14 protein-coding genes are annotated in these 15227 nt (G+C 44.9%); all 14 read left to right on the forward strand.

What is annotated here, in order from left to right:
* Positions 1-11: 11 nt before the first annotated feature.
* The 14 genes from MTR82_RS05215 to MTR82_RS05280 all read left to right on the forward strand — a co-directional run bounded on the left by MTR82_RS05215 (position 12) and on the right by MTR82_RS05280 (position 15087).
* Positions 12-1067 carry a phosphotransferase family protein gene (locus MTR82_RS05215; RefSeq protein WP_246808121.1) on the forward strand — a complete coding sequence of 352 codons (1056 nt, stop codon included), beginning with the start codon at positions 12-14 and terminating at the stop codon, positions 1065-1067.
* 23 nt (positions 1068-1090) lie between these two features.
* Entirely contained in the window at positions 1091-1540 is a 450-nt protein-coding gene (locus MTR82_RS05220; protein ID WP_246808122.1) for an FAS1-like dehydratase domain-containing protein, read from the forward strand.
* Complete coding sequence (locus MTR82_RS05225; RefSeq protein ID WP_246808123.1) at positions 1537-1890, forward strand: MaoC/PaaZ C-terminal domain-containing protein; 354 nt, start codon at positions 1537-1539, stop codon at positions 1888-1890. Before MTR82_RS05220 ends, MTR82_RS05225 begins: the two co-directional genes overlap by 4 nt.
* 58 nt (positions 1891-1948) lie before the next feature.
* Positions 1949-2722: an SDR family NAD(P)-dependent oxidoreductase gene (locus tag MTR82_RS05230; protein WP_246808125.1), complete on the forward strand. Its 774-nt coding sequence runs from the start codon at positions 1949-1951 to the stop codon at positions 2720-2722.
* 18 nt (positions 2723-2740) lie between these two features.
* Entirely contained in the window at positions 2741-4264 is a 1524-nt protein-coding gene (locus MTR82_RS05235) for a class I adenylate-forming enzyme family protein (protein WP_052650462.1), read from the forward strand.
* A gap of 12 nt (positions 4265-4276) precedes the next feature.
* Complete coding sequence (locus MTR82_RS05240; RefSeq protein ID WP_246808127.1) at positions 4277-5668, forward strand: short-chain fatty acid transporter; 1392 nt, start codon at positions 4277-4279, stop codon at positions 5666-5668.
* Between the two features lie 22 nt (positions 5669-5690).
* Entirely contained in the window at positions 5691-6677 is a 987-nt protein-coding gene (locus MTR82_RS05245) for a quinone oxidoreductase family protein (protein WP_246808129.1), read from the forward strand.
* Between the two features lie 83 nt (positions 6678-6760).
* Complete coding sequence (gene rpoN / locus MTR82_RS05250) at positions 6761-8074, forward strand: RNA polymerase factor sigma-54 (RefSeq protein ID WP_279576969.1); 1314 nt, start codon at positions 6761-6763, stop codon at positions 8072-8074.
* 264 nt (positions 8075-8338) lie between these two features.
* Complete coding sequence (locus MTR82_RS05255) at positions 8339-8977, forward strand: MBL fold metallo-hydrolase (RefSeq protein WP_246808131.1); 639 nt, start codon at positions 8339-8341, stop codon at positions 8975-8977.
* 22 nt (positions 8978-8999) lie between these two features.
* Complete coding sequence (locus MTR82_RS05260) at positions 9000-10004, forward strand: thiamine pyrophosphate-dependent dehydrogenase E1 component subunit alpha (protein ID WP_246808133.1); 1005 nt, start codon at positions 9000-9002, stop codon at positions 10002-10004.
* A gap of 13 nt (positions 10005-10017) precedes the next feature.
* Positions 10018-10998, forward strand: a complete 981-nt coding sequence (locus MTR82_RS05265; RefSeq protein WP_246808135.1) for an alpha-ketoacid dehydrogenase subunit beta — start codon at positions 10018-10020, stop codon at positions 10996-10998.
* A 73-nt stretch (positions 10999-11071) separates the two neighbouring features.
* Positions 11072-12241, forward strand: coding sequence for a dihydrolipoamide acetyltransferase family protein (locus tag MTR82_RS05270; protein WP_246808140.1), 1170 nt, complete (start codon positions 11072-11074; stop codon positions 12239-12241).
* A gap of 14 nt (positions 12242-12255) precedes the next feature.
* Entirely contained in the window at positions 12256-13023 is a 768-nt protein-coding gene (locus MTR82_RS05275) for an SDR family NAD(P)-dependent oxidoreductase (protein WP_246808143.1), read from the forward strand.
* Positions 13024-13098: 75 nt separating this feature from the next.
* On the forward strand, positions 13099-15087 hold the full coding sequence (locus MTR82_RS05280) for a sigma-54-dependent Fis family transcriptional regulator (protein WP_246808145.1): 1989 nt from the start codon (positions 13099-13101) through the stop codon (positions 15085-15087).
* The last annotated feature ends 140 nt before the right edge of the window (positions 15088-15227 follow it).

A 15227-nucleotide genomic window follows, 5' to 3' on the forward strand; every position in this document is an offset into this window, starting at 1 on the left:
GAGAGATGGCTATGAGCGACGCAAAGCAAGCAATCGGAAAATCGCAGGACTCCATCAATTGGGAGGTTGTTGAACAGCATTTGCGTAAATCGATTCCCAATTTGCCGGATGGGAAACTGAATGTGCGGCAATTCTCAGAAGGCTATTCCAATTTAACGTATTTATTGAACATTGCCGATTGGGAAGGCGTCTTGCGGCGGCCTCCGTTTGGAGAAGTGCCGCCGAAAGCACACGATATGCAGCGGGAATACCGAATACTTGAAAAAGTGAACCCGGTGTTTCCATTAGCGCCGAAGCCTTATGTGTACTGCGAAGATTCGGCCATCATGGACAAGCATTTCTATGTCATGGAGAAAAAACAAGGGGTAGTGATCGATGACGTGCTTCCTGAAAATTACGGAGGATCCGAACAGGCTGGGCCGAAGATTTCGGAGACTGTCATACAAACGCTTGCGCAGCTTCAAGCGATTGATTATCAAGAAGCAGGGCTTGCCGGAATGGGGAAGCCTGAAGGGTTTCTTGAACGGCAGGTGAAAGGGTGGATCAAGCGCTATGACCATTCTAAAACCGAAGCCATTACGGAGTTGGACGGACTCGAGAAGTGGCTGGCGGAAAACTTGCCGGTTACCCGGGAAACAACAATTGTCCACAATGATTTTAAATTGAACAATATGGTACTGGATGCGCATGATCCCGGAAAAGCGGTTGGCATTCTGGATTGGGAGCTTTCGACAATTGGCGACCCCATGAGCGATTTAGGATCAACGGTGGCTTATTGGGGACAGCCGGATGACCCGGATATGGGTATCAACATCGTCACGAACCAAAAAGGATTCTACAGCAGACGCGAATTTGTGGAAGCTTATGCCAAAACAAGCGGGAGAGATGTATCGAACATCAACTATTACGTAACGTTCGGTTTTTATAAACTTGCTGTTATCCTGCAGCAAATCCACTACCGTTGGAAAATTGGTGAAATCGATGACCATCGTTTTGGCGTGTTGAATATTGCGGTTCGCAATCTAATTGAAATGGCCAATGAAACACGCAGCAATCGATTGCTGTAAAACGAGACAAAGGCGGGTGGACCATGACCGAAATTTCTAATCATGAAATTATCTTCGATTACTCCCCTTTTCTCATAGAAGAAGGGAAGATCCGGGAGTTTGCCAAAGCGATCGGCAGCACAAATCCGATTTATTTCGATGCCGGCATGGCAATAGAAAAGGGGCACCGGGCAATACCGGCGCCGCCGACTTTTGCGACCGTGATCGATTTTTGGAATGAACGGGATTTCTATCAATTGTTTCAGCAAATTGGCCTGGATCCGAATCATGTGCTTCACGGAGAACAGGAATATGAGTATGTCCAGACTCTATATGCCGGAGATGTTATTTGTGCCCAAGCTATTGTAAAAGAACGCATCGAGAAAAAATCCATGACTTTTTTCAAGCTTGAAACGATCTATAAGAATCAGCGAGAAGATATTGTATTGGTCAATCGTTCCACTTTAATCGAAAGGGCGGCTGCAAGCGAATGAATGAATTGCCAGTAATCCGGAAACAGCCGCTCAAGCCGATTGACTTAGTCAAGTATTCAGGAGCTTCGGGTGATTTCAATGAAATACATACGGTTCCAGGCGTTGCTCATGAAAAAGGGCTGAAAGACATTATCGCCCACGGCATGTTTTTGATGGGGTGGGCGGGCGAAGCCATAGCCGAATGGTTTCCTGATAGAAAATTAAGCCGGTTCAAAGTCCGGTTTCAAGCAGTCACCCATCCGGGCAGTGAGCTCTTCATCAGCGGAGCTGCAGATGGAAATAAAGGGGAAATTATAATCAGTGATTCGGTTGGCGAAGTGAAACTAAGAGGATCCTTTGAGATTCAATAAATATGTAGAGCTTTAATTTTCGGAACATTCGTTCATTTATCGGTTAGGAGGTATGTACATGCAAATTACTGCTTATCCCAGTTTTGATCTGGCAGGCAAAAAAGCCCTTGTGACAGGCGGCAGCAAAGGCATCGGTTTAGCGATAGCAGCGGGGCTTGCGCATTACGGGGCCGAAGTGATGATAACGGGGCGCCACGAAGAAGCTTTGATCGAAGCGGCAAGAGCGCTCGATGCCGAAGGCGGCAAAGTCAGCTGGAAAATATCCGATGTTACTTCCAAAGAAGATGTAGTGACGTTATTTAAACACATTGATGCAGAATTCGGCCAATTGGATATCTTGGTCAATAATGCGGGGATGAACATCCGCAAATTATTGGTCGAGGTAGAGGAAGAAGATTGGGACCGTGTGCTTGATACCAATCTGAAAGGAATTTTTCTCGTGGGGCAGCAAGCTGCCAAACGAATGATGGAGCAAAAGAATGGTCGAATCATCAACATCTCATCGATTCTCGGAAAAGTAGGAAATTCCTTGCAAACGAGTTACGCTGCAAGCAAAGGCGGCATCGACCAATTGACGAAAGTGTGGGCGGCGGAATTAGCCGAATACAATGTTACGGTCAATGGGCTTGCTCCTGCGTATATCAAAACGCCGATGACGGCGCATTTTCTGGAAGATCCCGAACGCCTTGGGAAAATTGTCGACCGCACCATGATGAAACGGATGGGCGAAGTGGAAGAAATGATTGGCCCTACGGTCTTTTTTGCTTCGGATGCTTCCAGCTACGTGACCGGCCAGACTCTATATATCGATGGAGGATGGACCGCTAATTAAAATTGTGAGGTGGCCTCAATGAATTATCAATCTGTCCCGGCATTGCTGGCAGAGAAATCTGCAGAAAACCCGGATAAAGAATTTGTGTTAGTAGAAGATAGGCACGGTGAGATAGAAACGATGACTTATCGTGAATTTCAGGAGAACGTGCAGAGACTGGCGAGCGTTCTATCTGGATACGGCATCCAAAAAGGAGATAAAGTGCTGCTTCATCTTCCGAATGGGAGCGCATTTATGCTGTCGTGGTTTGCGATTCTGTCCATCGGTGCCGTGATGGTGCCGACAAATATCCTTTCGACAAGAGAAGAAATGGATTATCTAACCTCTCACTCTGAAAGCAAACTGATCATCACGGAAAAGGCTTATGAAGCGAAGTTCACCGCATTCGACCTTCCGCTGCTCTTTTCAAGGCTTGGCAGCGGCCAAGAAGGAATTTGGCTGGAAGAAGAAATCAGAAAATCAACCACGCTTCAGAATCTTCCTATGATTCTACCAGAAGACGAAGCGGCCATTCTATACACATCCGGAACCACTTCCAAGCCGAAAGGGGTCGTTTTGACTCATTATAATTACCTCCATACTGGTCAAAAAATGTCTGAGCATTTAGGCTATCAAAAAACAGACCGGCCATTAATCGTGTTGCCGATGTTTCACGGGAATGGACAATATTATATGGCAATGCCAGCACTTTATGCCGGCGCTAGCATTGCAATTACAGAAACTTTCAGTGCCACGAATTACATGAAACAGGCAAAGCGGATGAATGCCACGATCGGTTCACTATTTTCAGCGCCCATAAAAATGATTTTGAAGAAAGAATACGATCCGCAAGACGCAGAAAATAAGATGCGTTTGATCATTTATGCCCAAGCTTTAACAGATGAACAATACACTTTATTTACAGAAAGGTATCAAGTGCCGCTTCGGCAGTTATATGGCATGACAGAAACAGTAGCGATCCCTTTAATGCGCCCGCTGAATGATACTTTGGATCATTTGACCATAGGTGAAGAAGTTTGCGGTTACCGAGTCATTTTGCGAGATGAACAAAGAAAGGAAGTGGAGATTGGAGAAGAAGGCGAAATTACGGTTTATGGACAGCCCGGGATGACCATCATGAAAGAATATTTTAAGAATCCACAAGCAACAGAAGAGACCATCCAGGAAAACTGGCTCTATACCGGAGACATGGCAAGGAAGGATCCTGCAACCGGCCGGTTCTATTTTGTAGACCGGAAAAAAGACATGATGAAACGGGCGGGAGAGAACATTGCAGCGGGTGAAGTGGAAGCTGTTTTAAATGAGCATGAAGCGGTTTTTGAGAGCGCGGTCGTATCGGTTCCGGATCCGGTTTATGAAGAAGCGATTCATGCGTTTGTCATTTTGAAGGAAGGGGCTTCTGTAAACGGCGATGAATTGGTCGAGTGGTGCAAGGAGCGGATGGCAAAGTTTAAAGTTCCGCAAGAGGTCCACATTACAGAAGAATTTCCGCGTACATCCGTCGGGAAAATTCAAAAACATCAAATGAAAAAATGGATATGAGGAGGAATGGGAATGGTGGAAGTGAAGAATGCTGAAGAATTAGAAAGAGAGAAAGTCTTAAACGCCCAGAAGAACAACCCACTGGCAAGAGTCGCTGGATTTTTTGCGCGAATTGCAGAAAGATGGCTGCCGGATGCCTTTGTCTTTGCCATTATCCTAACCGCTATCGCTTTTGTTGCAGGTGTCATTTTCACTGATTCAAGCCCGCTCGATATGATGAGGTATTGGGGAGACGGCATGTGGGGTCTTCTGACATTCACTGCTCAAATCATCACCACATTTGTCTTGAGCTATGCCTTAGCCTTGACGAAGACAGTGTCCGATACGCTTGAAAAAATCGCGGCTAAATGTAAAACGCCGAATTCTGCTATTCTGATGGTGACGTTCACTGCGCTGGCTGCCTCTATGATCAGCTGGGCTTTCGGTTTGGTTGTCGCAGGAATTATGGCGAAGCTGGTGGCCAAAAAAGTACTTGATGTGGATTACCGTGTTTTGGTTGCTGCAGGCTATTCTGGATTCTTAATCTGGGAAGGCGGTTTGTCGTCCTCTCCAGCCCTATTCGTTGCAACAGCAGGACACATTTTCGAAGGGGATATCGGGGTCGTACCCATTTCGGAGACGTTGATGTCGGGTGTAAATATCGCAATCGTCCTTATTCTGTTTTTCACTCTGCCTTTTGTCATGCGCTTTATCCATCCGAAAAATCCGAAAGACCGCTTTATTGTCGAACAGTCCCGCTTGGAAGATAAAATCGAAATTGAAGAGAAAAAAGAAGAAACGAATTATCCAAATGATAAAATTGAAAAAACTCGCCTCATTCCTCTCATTGGAGGCTTTTTAGGGTTGAGCTATTTGGTCAACCATTTCATTACAAATGGGTTCTCACTGGATTTGAACACGGTCAATTTAATCTTCTTAACCGCTGCACTTCTGTTATTTGCAAACGTACGGGAACTGGCGGAAGGCTTACTGAAATCTGTGAACAGTGTAGGGCAATTTGTCCTGCAATATCCGTTCTATGCCGGAATCATGGGGATGCTCGGAGCTTCGGGCTTGGCTGTCCTTTTATCTAACTTTTTTATCGATATTTCCAATGCCAATACGCTGCCGCTTTGGACTTTCCTTTCTGCGGGAATCCTAAACGTTTTCATTCCTTCCGGAGGCGGGCAATGGGCTGTACAGGCACCAATTGTCATTCCGGCAGCGCTTGAAATGGGTGTCGCTCCTGCGAAAGTGGTCATGGCAGTAGCGTGGGGCGATAGTTGGACAAATATGATCCAACCGTTCTGGGCAATCCCGCTCCTCGCGATTGCTGGACTTAAAATCCGCGATATTATGGGCTACACGATGATTGCCTTGATCTATGGCGGCTTAGTCATCGGAGCATGTATGCTGATATTTTAATTTGTAAAGGCGGCGTTATCCTATGAAAGCAATTCTAGTAAATGAGCCGGGTCCACCTGAAGTGTTAAAGCTTAAAGAAATAGACAAGCCGGCTATTGCTCCAAATCAAGTATTGATCCGTGTTCAGGCCATCAGTGTGAATTTCGCTGATATCAAGGCGCGGCAAGGCCAATATCATGGCATCGAAGCCGGCTCCGCGTTTATTCCGGGGCTGGACTGTTCAGGTGAAATCATTGAAATAGGGGAAGAGGTAAGCCGTTTTCAATTGGGGCAGCGCGTCATGGCATTTCCAAAAGCGGGAAGCTATGCAGAATATGCAGCAGCGGATGAAGCGTTAACATTCCATGTGCCGGATGAATTGGAGATGGAAACAGCTGCAGCTTCACTGACTATAGGAGTCACCGCTTATAATGTTATAAAAAAAATGGCGAGCTTAGTTCCGGGAGAGACGATTCTTATTCATTCGGCAGCTGGCGGCATCGGTTCGGTTGCCATTCAACTGGCTAAAGTTTATGGTGCTGCCCAAATTATCGGAACCGTTGGAAGTGATGAAAAAATTGCGGCTGCCAAAAGTTTCGGCGCTGATCATGTCATCAACTATTCGACTGAAGATTTTGCTGAGCAAGTGAATAGCTTGACGGATGGCAAAGGAGCGGATGTGATCCTAGATACGATAGCGGGAAGCCATTTTGAAAAGAGCATGGATTGCTTGGCGCCATTTGGAAGGATCATCAGTTTCGGGCACGCTAATGACGGTTCTGCAGCAGGACGTATTAAAACTACCGATCTCCATTCGAGTTGCCGTTCGGTGATTGGCTACAGCACCGGAACTTATCGGAAGCAGCGCCCTGAATTTTTGCAGGAAGGCGCTTCGGCCATTGTGGAGCTATTGCTTCAAGGAAAATTGGATATCGCCATATCAAAACGTTATCCATTAGCTGAAGCTGCCCAAGCACATGCTCGTATTGAAAGCAGGAAAAGCATCGGAAAAGTGGTGCTGCTGCCCTGAATATATGGTCATTTGACTGCCTTGCCTTTGATAGGCAGGGCAGTTTTCTGATTTAATGCCTAAACTTTCGAGGAGTGGTCTGTATGCAAACAGGAATCAGTTTGGAGCAAGTCCAAGTATCAAAAGTACATATGACGCCAGCGTTGTCTCAAGCGATTAACTTATTACAGCTTTCTTCAGACGAATTAAAAGAATATGTGAACGAGCGGATTTATGAAAATCCTTTCCTCAAATTTAAAGATGACCAAGCGCCTGCTTATTCAAAAAAGGACTATATAAGTCCTTTTGAGTTTATCGAAGCAAAAGAAAACAAATTGAAGAATGATCTAATGGAACAAACCCTCTTGCTTAATCTGACAGCGCCGCAGCGGCGTATTCTCCATTTCCTCATGGCAAGTCTGGAACCGACTGGATTCTTGGCTATGGATGCCGCGGAGGCAGCGGAAATCTTGGGGGCCGGCAAATGGGAAGTGGAAGAAATGATAGAGAAACTAAAAAACTTGGAGCCTGGCGGAATTGGCTGCCAGGACCTGATGGACTATATTCTTTTTCAGCTCAACGCAAAGAAGCAAACAAGAGTTGTGGCATACACTAAAGAAATTGTGAAAAATAACTTAATGGAATGGGCAGCTCAAAACTATCGTTTGATTATGGATAAATATGGGGTTAACTCTGAAGAAATTGAAGAGATTTCTCAGCTCTTGCTGAGTTTGAAAAAATCGCCTGTAGATGGCCTGGCAGATGAAACGACGGCATTCCAAGCGCCTGATGTCAAGGTGGAATTTATTGGGAATCAACACATTTTACATATAAACGATCATTTGTTGCCCCAAATACAGATCGACTCCGCATACATTCAAGAACTGTCAAAAGAAGAAACAGATTCGATCAAATCGTACATCCGTGAAAAGCGAAGTGAGGCAGAATTTTTAATCAAAAGTTTAGAAAAGAGAAAAATAACATTGTCGACTGTGGCGGAAGCAATCATCGAGTATCAAAAGGAATTTTTTATATCGCCAGCCAATAGTTTAAAACCGCTTCGTTTAAAGGATATTGCCCAAAAAATTAAAGTCCATGAATCGACTGTGAGCAGAATTACGCGCAATACATGCATGCAAACACCAAAAGGCCTTTTTTCTTTTAAATTCTTCTTTCAGCAGGGGATGGCATTAAACGGCAGTGATGAAACAGAATCGATTTTGAAAGTGAAACAAAGGATAAAAGCGATCATTGAAATGGAAAATCGCCAGCATCCTTTTTCCGATGAAAAAATTAAAGAATTGCTGGTAAGAGAAGGCCTTCAAATTTCCAGGCGGACAATCGCTAAGTACCGAACAGAATTGGGAATCTGTGATTCTGTAAAAAGAAGAACAGCTAGAGAAATTTTGCATTCTTAGAAATAAGAAATTCTCATGGGAATTTCTTTCTCGTAATAAATATTGAGCCTCTGGAGTGAGGAGGGGTGTGCAATCCACTTGAGTTGGAACACTGCATAATAGTTGGCACGAAAATTGCATAATGTATAGCAAGGTAGTCATTTACCGAGGGAGTCGAAGCAAAAGGGGGGAGAGCCGCTTAGTTCTCGCAAAAAGAATTCAGAAAGATGGCCGCCATTTTTGTAAACGCTTACTTTTCTATTTGGCCGGTAAAAGGAGGCTTTCATGAAGCCGCTCACTATTCAGAGATTTACATTCGGCAAATTGCGGAGCAATAGCTACGCTGTCACGGATGAAGAAACGTTTTGCATTGTCATAGACCCTGGAGAAAATCCGCAATCGCTGCTTGCCTATATCCGAAACCGAAAAGTGGATTATATCCTATTGACGCACGGGCATTACGACCATATTGCCGGTGTGGATGAAGTGAGGCGGGCAACGGACGCCTCTGTCGTAATCCATCAAGCTGAAGCGGATTATTTGATCGATCCAAAACTGAATTTATCTTTTGGAAATGAGAAACAAATTAAGTGCGAGTGGCCGGATATTTTATTGAACGGGAATGAGCTGGTGAAATGCGGCGAGCTTTCCGTGAAAGTGATTCATACACCGGGCCACTCCCCAGGAAGCGTCAGCTATTTATTGAATGATGAATATTTATTTTCAGGCGATGCATTGCTCGCAGGATTGATTGGCCCGACAGATCTGCCTTTTGGCAATCGTGGGCAATTGAAAACTTCCATTCGTGAGAAGTTGTTTACGCTTCCGGACGAAGTGGCCGTTTACCCAGGCCACGGAGAGGCCACAGATATCGGAATAGAAAAAGAAACAAATCAGTTTCCGAATATGAAAAGCTTTTATTGAATTCAAAAAGGAGTGAAGGATAATGGCTGAAACTTATACAAAAGAAATTAATGTAAAAGATTACCCTAAGGAAGTCTTGCTCGATTTTTATAAAACGATGGCAAAAATCCGTAAGTTTGACGAAAACTTAATCAAATTGATGCAGGACGGGAAAGTTTCAGGATTTTACCACTCCGGGATCGGTTCGGAAGGGCTGTCTGCCGGATCGATTCGGCAGAACCTAAGAGATGAGGATTATATTTACTACAATCACCGGGGGTGCAACCAAAAAATCGCAAAAGGCGTACCGCTTTCGAAAATTTATGGAGATTTCCTCGGAACTGTAGAAGGGACGACAAAAGGGTTAGGTGCTGGAATTGTCCATAGCGCTGATCCTGCCAGAGGCGTTCTTGGCCAAGCCGGCACCATTGGCTCGCAACTGGGGCTTAGTGTGGGGTCCGCTTTTGCTTCGAAATTAAAGAAGACAGATCAGGTTACTGTCGTCTATTTCGGTGATGGAGCAGCTTCCCGGGAAATGCTCCACGGTTCATTGAACTGGGCCGGCCTCTACAAATTGCCGGTGATCTACATTTGCGAGAACAATGAATATGCAATTTCATGCCACGTTTCCGAAACGCATTCCATCAAAGAGCATATTGCCGACTGGGCAGACGGCTATGGGATTCCGAACTGCGTAGTGGATGGCAACGATGTATTGCTTATGCATGAAGTAGTGAAAGAAGCAGTGGAGCGTGCAAAACGCGGAGAAGGGCCAACCTTTATCGAAGCCCAGACTTTCCGCCATCGCGGCCATTTTGAAGGCGACCCTTATGATTACGTAGATGTTGAAGTGCTGCAGACTTGGAAAGACACGAAAGATCCGATTACAAACTTTGCGGCTAAATTAATGTCGGAAGAAATTGCAAAGGAAGAGGAATTGCAGAATTTGAATAAGGAAATCGACCAGGAAATTGCAGAAGCCATTGATAAAGCGTTAGCAGCGCCGATGCCGGAGGCAGGACGGATCTACGAAGGATTATACGCATAAGGGGGAGAAATGGATGAGAAAACTGACGATGCGAAATGCTTTAATTGAAGCATTAAATGAAGAAATGGAAAGAGACGCGACGACCGTCCTGTTTGGGGAAGACGTCGGCAAATTTGGCGGCATCAACGCCGTTACCAAAGGGCTGCAGGAAAAGTTCGGGGCTGACCGCGTATTCGATACACCGATTGCCGAACCGACGATTGTTGCAGCCGCAGTCGGCATGGCCATCACGGGCAATGTCCGGCCAATTCCGGAACTGCAATTCGGGGATTTTGTCGGCATCGCTTTTGATGAAGTATTCAACAAAATGGGGAAATGGCGTTTTATGCACGGCGGCCAAATGGAGATGCCTGTAACGCTTCGGCTTCCGATTGGGATAGCGGGCGGCGCCGGACCAGAGCACTCCCAGAGCCCGCAAGCGTTGTTCATGCATGGGCCGGGCTTGCAAATCGTGATTCCATCAACACCATACGATGCAAAAGGGCTGCTCAAAACGGCCATCCGGGACAACAACGCAGTGCTCTTCTTTGAACATAAAATGCTTTACGATCTGAAAGGCGAAGTTCCGGAAGAAGAATATTTGATTCCTTTTGGAAAAGCCGATGTGAAACGGGAAGGATCGGACGTTACGATTATTGCGACAGCGCTGCAAGTACATACCGCCTTGCAGGCGGCTGAAGAACTCGAAGCCCAAGGAGTCGAAGTGGAAGTCATCGATCCGCGGACATTGGCTCCGCTTGATATGGAAACAATTTTAGCTTCGGTGCGGAAAACCGGCCGGGCTTTGATTGTACATGAGGAACCGAAAACTGGCGGTTCCGGGGCTGAAATTGCAGCGCAAATTCAGGAAGGTGCGTTATTCGACTTGGCAGCACCGATCAAGCGTATCGGAAGCCCGGATGTTCCGATTGCTCAAAGTATTTACCTGGAACAGTTTTATGTGCCGAATAAAGAGCAGATCATTCAACAGGTCAATGAATTGATGGAGTACTGATCCGGGGGGCCAGGTCTCTGGCCTTTCCAACCAAATCAAAGGTTCATCAAAATGATGATAGGAGTGGGACCTTATGTATGAAGTGAAAATGCCGAGGCTGGGTGTGACGATGCAAAACGGCACAGTTACAGAATGGCTTATCAAAGAAGGGGAAGAAGTGGCAAAAGGGGAATACCTTTTTGAACTGGAGACGGAAAAATCTACGTTGGAAATTGAAGCGCAGGAAGCCGGAGTCTTGAAAAAAATCATTGTCCCTCCGGATGTAGAAGTGCCGGTCAATACGGTAATCGCTGTCATTGCAGGAGCGGATGAAGAAGTGGATTTGAGTGTCTATAGCAAGGAAGCGAAAGCCGAAGCGGCCACAGCCTCTACAGAAAATGAAAAAAAACCTGAGGAAGAAACGGAACAAAAAACTCAGACGGCTAAAAGAGGCGGCATTTCACCAAGGGCACGGAAATTGGCGAAAGAACTGGGCGTCTCTTTAGAACATATCACAGGGACTGGAAAAGACGGAATTGTAACGGAACTTGACGTTCAAAATGCTGCTTCGAATTCTGGTCCGACAATTAAAGTAAGAGAAACAATCCCGTTGAACAATATAAAGAAAGTCATGGCCGATAATATGTTGACCAGCTGGCAAAGCATTCCCCAGTTTACGCAAATGGTGTCTGTCAATATGGAGCAGGCATTGAAAGTGAAGAACGAAATTGAAGGAATCTCTATAAATGACCTTATCGTCAAAACGGTGGCAAATGCGGTTAAAGCGTATCCGTTTGTGAACAGCAAGCTCGAGAAAGAAAAAGAAATTACCGTTTACGACGAAGTCAATGTGTCCATTGCGATTAATAGTGCGCATGGCTTGGTGGTTCCGGTAGTGAAAAATACTGAACAAAAAACAGTCCAAGAAATTTCAGCGGAAATAAAACAATTGGCAGAAAAAGCAGAAGGCAAAAATCTTTCGATGGACGATTATGCAGGCGGAACCATCACCATTTCAAATTTAGGCAGCCTTGGAATTGAAAGCGGAACGCCGATCGTCAATAGTCCGCAATCCACGATTGTCTTTGTCGGTGCCATCAAAAAGACGCCGATCGTCAATGAACAGGACGATATTAAAGCAGCTCCAATGATGGTGCTTTCCATCTGCTACGATCACCGTTTCATCGATGGAGTGGCGGGAGCACGGTTCACCAACGAAGTGAAAGAAGCACTGGAAACATTGACTGCAGCAGATTTGATTTAATGAGGAGGAAAAGCATGAGATTGAGCGGTAAAGTAGCGATTATAACTGGAGCCGGAAGCGGACAAGGAAAAGCTTCAGCGCGCGCCTTTGCAGAGCAGGGGGCAGCAGTAGTGATCGCGGAATGGAATACAGAAGCCGGCAAGCAAGTGGAAGAAGAGTTAAAAAGTGCGGGGCATGACGCTCTATTTATCCAAACGGATATTTCCAGCGAAGAAAATGTCCAGTCAATGGTGGAAGAAGTCAAAAATCATTATGGGAAAATCGATATTTTGTTTAACAACGCAGGCATCGGCTTTTCTTCAAGATCCCGCTTTGCCATGGCTTCTGTCTTAGAAACGCCTTTGCAGGATTGGAACAGCATTTTAGGAATCAATTTAAACGGGGTTTTCTTGATGTCAAAATACGTAATTCCGATTATGATTGAACAAGGCAGGGGCAGCATCATCAACAACTCTTCGTTAAATGGAATTATCGGTGTAACGGGGGCAGATGCCTATACTGCTTCAAAAGGCGGAGTTGTCGCTTTGACGCGCGTCATGGCAGCAGATTACGGCAAGCACAACATTCGTGTAAATTGCATTTGCCCAGGAGCCATCAACACGCCGATGATTGGAGAAGTCTTGGACATCCCCGAAATCGCCAAAAATTACGAAACGGGTCCGCTTGGCCGAGTAGGAGAGCCGGAAGAAATTGCCCAAGCAGCATTGTTTTTAGCTTCCGATGAAGCCAGCTATATAACAGGCGTTATTTTGCCGGTAGACGGTGGGTGGAGTGCAGTGTAAGCTATAGGTACGGTTTAAAAATTCAGAAAAGTGAATTTTATTCTGTGCATAACACTGTCAAAGGAAGTGGTTGAAGTGAAGAGCAGTTATTCCTATCAGACCAATTATCCGCCTTTAAAACGTATTGATAAAACTAAAGTGCTGAAAAATATTTGGAATCAATATATAAAAAAAGAACTGGAGACAGGAGAAGCCCGCCCAATTATTGCAGAATCTTGGAGAAGATCGAAAGGCTACGGTATAGATCCGGATTCTGCAAAAGCTCCGGTCATCTGCTCCCCTCAAGAACTGCGAAAAAGAAAAAACCGTTATGAGGATACGCTCCATCTTATCCGTCCATTCATGGATGATCTTTATGAAATTGTAAAAGGCACTGACAGCATTATTGCCTTTTCGGATCCGGACGGCGTCATTTTGGAATTGTTCGGAGACAGCGATATTGCATTAAATGCAGCAAGTGCCAACTTTAAAATCGGGGCCAATATGAATGAGAAGCATTCCGGAACCAATGCCATAGGGACAGCATTGGTTACCGGTTCTCCCATTCAAGTAATCGGCGCTGAGCATTTTTGCGTTGCCTGGCATACGTCCCACTGTTCCAGCGCTCCAATTTTGGATCCACTGACCGGAAATGTCTTAGGGGTATTGACCGTGGTAGGCTATTTAAAAACCGCCCATCCCCATTCGTTGGCATTGGTGAAGACTGCTGCAGGCTCTGTTTTAAAGCTAATTGAACAAAAAGAGCTTAAACATGAACAATATATGGTCGATAATTACTTCAACGCGGCCATCGATTCGATCTCAGATGGTATTTTAATCGTGAACAGAATCGGAGAAGTGATCCGGCTGAATAAAATTGCTGCTCATTTATTAGGAATTTCATCAGAACCGAACACGAAATACAAATTGAATGATATTGCGAAACTCAAACCTCTATCCAAAAATCTGCAGGAAATGATCACCGGCCAAGAGGTCATTTTAAAGGAACAGTTGAATCTGCAGCAAGACGGAGAATTCCTATTGTTGCTCACTTCGCGAAAAATTCAAGTGGGGAAGGAAACAATCGGAAATATCATCATCCTTCAGAAAAAATTTAAAAAAGATATAAACAATTTCACAGCAAAGCATCAATTCTCTTCACTGATCGGTGAAGATCCCGAGTTCAAAAAAACCATCCGCTTTGCCGAAAAAGCGGCAAGAACAGATAAAACCATTCTGCTCACAGGAGAAAGCGGGACCGGGAAAGAATTATTTGCACAAGCCATCCATAATGACAGTTCAAGGCGGCAAGAGGCTTTCTTGGCCGTAAATTGTGCGGCGATACCTAGAGAATTGATTGCGAGTGAACTGTTCGGCTATACGGATGGAGCCTTTACGAATGCCGTAAAAGGAGGCAAAAAAGGGAAATTTGAGGCGGCTCACGGCGGCACCGTGTTTCTAGACGAAATCGGAGATATGCCGCTGGAAGTGCAAACGCATTTGCTGAGAGTTCTGGAAGAAAAAGAAGTGACGCCGCTTGGCTCCAATCAGCCGAAATCAATAAATGTCCGAATCATCGCAGCGACAAATAAAAATTTAAAAGAGCTGGTGGAAAACAAGGAGTTTCGTTTGGATTTGTTTTACCGCTTGAATATCATATCCTTGGACATTCCTCCGCTGCGCAATAGAAAATCTGACATCCCTATATTGGCCAATTATTTTTTGCCTTATAAAAAGCTATCTGCTGAAGTGCTAAGCGAATTTTATACTTATGAATGGCCTGGAAACCTTCGGGAATTGAAAAACGTATTAGAGCAGATGGAGGTTTTTTGCGAGTCTGACCTGCTGACAATCGACTATTTGCCCGGTTATCTAAAAAAAGGCAAGCAAACATTTGAAGTACCGGAATTCTATTCAGGAGCAGTCAACCAAACAAGAAAACAAACGCTGCTCCTGAGTTTAAAATCCAGCAGCAATGCAGCTGAAGCAGCAGAGAAATTGGGTGTTTCTCCAAGCACGGTTTATCGATGGGCCGAAGAATATGGAATCAATCTTAAAATGCATTTGAAAAGAAAAGAACAATAGCGTAGGCCGCTCTCCATATTTAAATGCGAAGAGCGGTCTTTTATTGAATAACAGAATAGGAGGGCATTAAAAAGTATATTTATATAATTCATATACAAATAAATTTACATATTCATGCAGGTTTAAAATTTAAGAAAATA

This window comes from Planococcus ruber, assembly GCF_022819085.1.
Taxonomy (GTDB): domain Bacteria; phylum Bacillota; class Bacilli; order Bacillales_A; family Planococcaceae; genus Planococcus; species Planococcus ruber.

Excerpts from the sequence above, each read along its gene's own strand:
- MTR82_RS05245 (WP_246808129.1), top strand. The coding sequence starts at position 5,691 with ATGAAAGCAATTCTAGTAAATGAGCCGGGTCCACCTGAAGTGTTAAAG.
- MTR82_RS05215 (WP_246808121.1), top strand. The coding sequence starts at position 12 with ATGAGCGACGCAAAGCAAGCAATCGGAAAATCGCAGGACTCCATCAAT.
- MTR82_RS05220 (WP_246808122.1), top strand. The coding sequence starts at position 1,091 with ATGACCGAAATTTCTAATCATGAAATTATCTTCGATTACTCCCCTTTT.
- MTR82_RS05265 (WP_246808135.1), top strand. The coding sequence starts at position 10,018 with ATGAGAAAACTGACGATGCGAAATGCTTTAATTGAAGCATTAAATGAA.
- MTR82_RS05255 (WP_246808131.1), top strand. The coding sequence starts at position 8,339 with ATGAAGCCGCTCACTATTCAGAGATTTACATTCGGCAAATTGCGGAGC.
- MTR82_RS05260 (WP_246808133.1), top strand. The coding sequence starts at position 9,000 with ATGGCTGAAACTTATACAAAAGAAATTAATGTAAAAGATTACCCTAAG.
- MTR82_RS05235 (WP_052650462.1), top strand. The coding sequence starts at position 2,741 with ATGAATTATCAATCTGTCCCGGCATTGCTGGCAGAGAAATCTGCAGAA.
- MTR82_RS05230 (WP_246808125.1), top strand. The coding sequence starts at position 1,949 with ATGCAAATTACTGCTTATCCCAGTTTTGATCTGGCAGGCAAAAAAGCC.
- MTR82_RS05275 (WP_246808143.1), top strand. The coding sequence starts at position 12,256 with ATGAGATTGAGCGGTAAAGTAGCGATTATAACTGGAGCCGGAAGCGGA.
- rpoN (WP_279576969.1), top strand. The coding sequence starts at position 6,761 with ATGCAAACAGGAATCAGTTTGGAGCAAGTCCAAGTATCAAAAGTACAT.
- MTR82_RS05270 (WP_246808140.1), top strand. The coding sequence starts at position 11,072 with ATGTATGAAGTGAAAATGCCGAGGCTGGGTGTGACGATGCAAAACGGC.
- MTR82_RS05225 (WP_246808123.1), top strand. The coding sequence starts at position 1,537 with ATGAATGAATTGCCAGTAATCCGGAAACAGCCGCTCAAGCCGATTGAC.
- MTR82_RS05240 (WP_246808127.1), top strand. The coding sequence starts at position 4,277 with ATGGTGGAAGTGAAGAATGCTGAAGAATTAGAAAGAGAGAAAGTCTTA.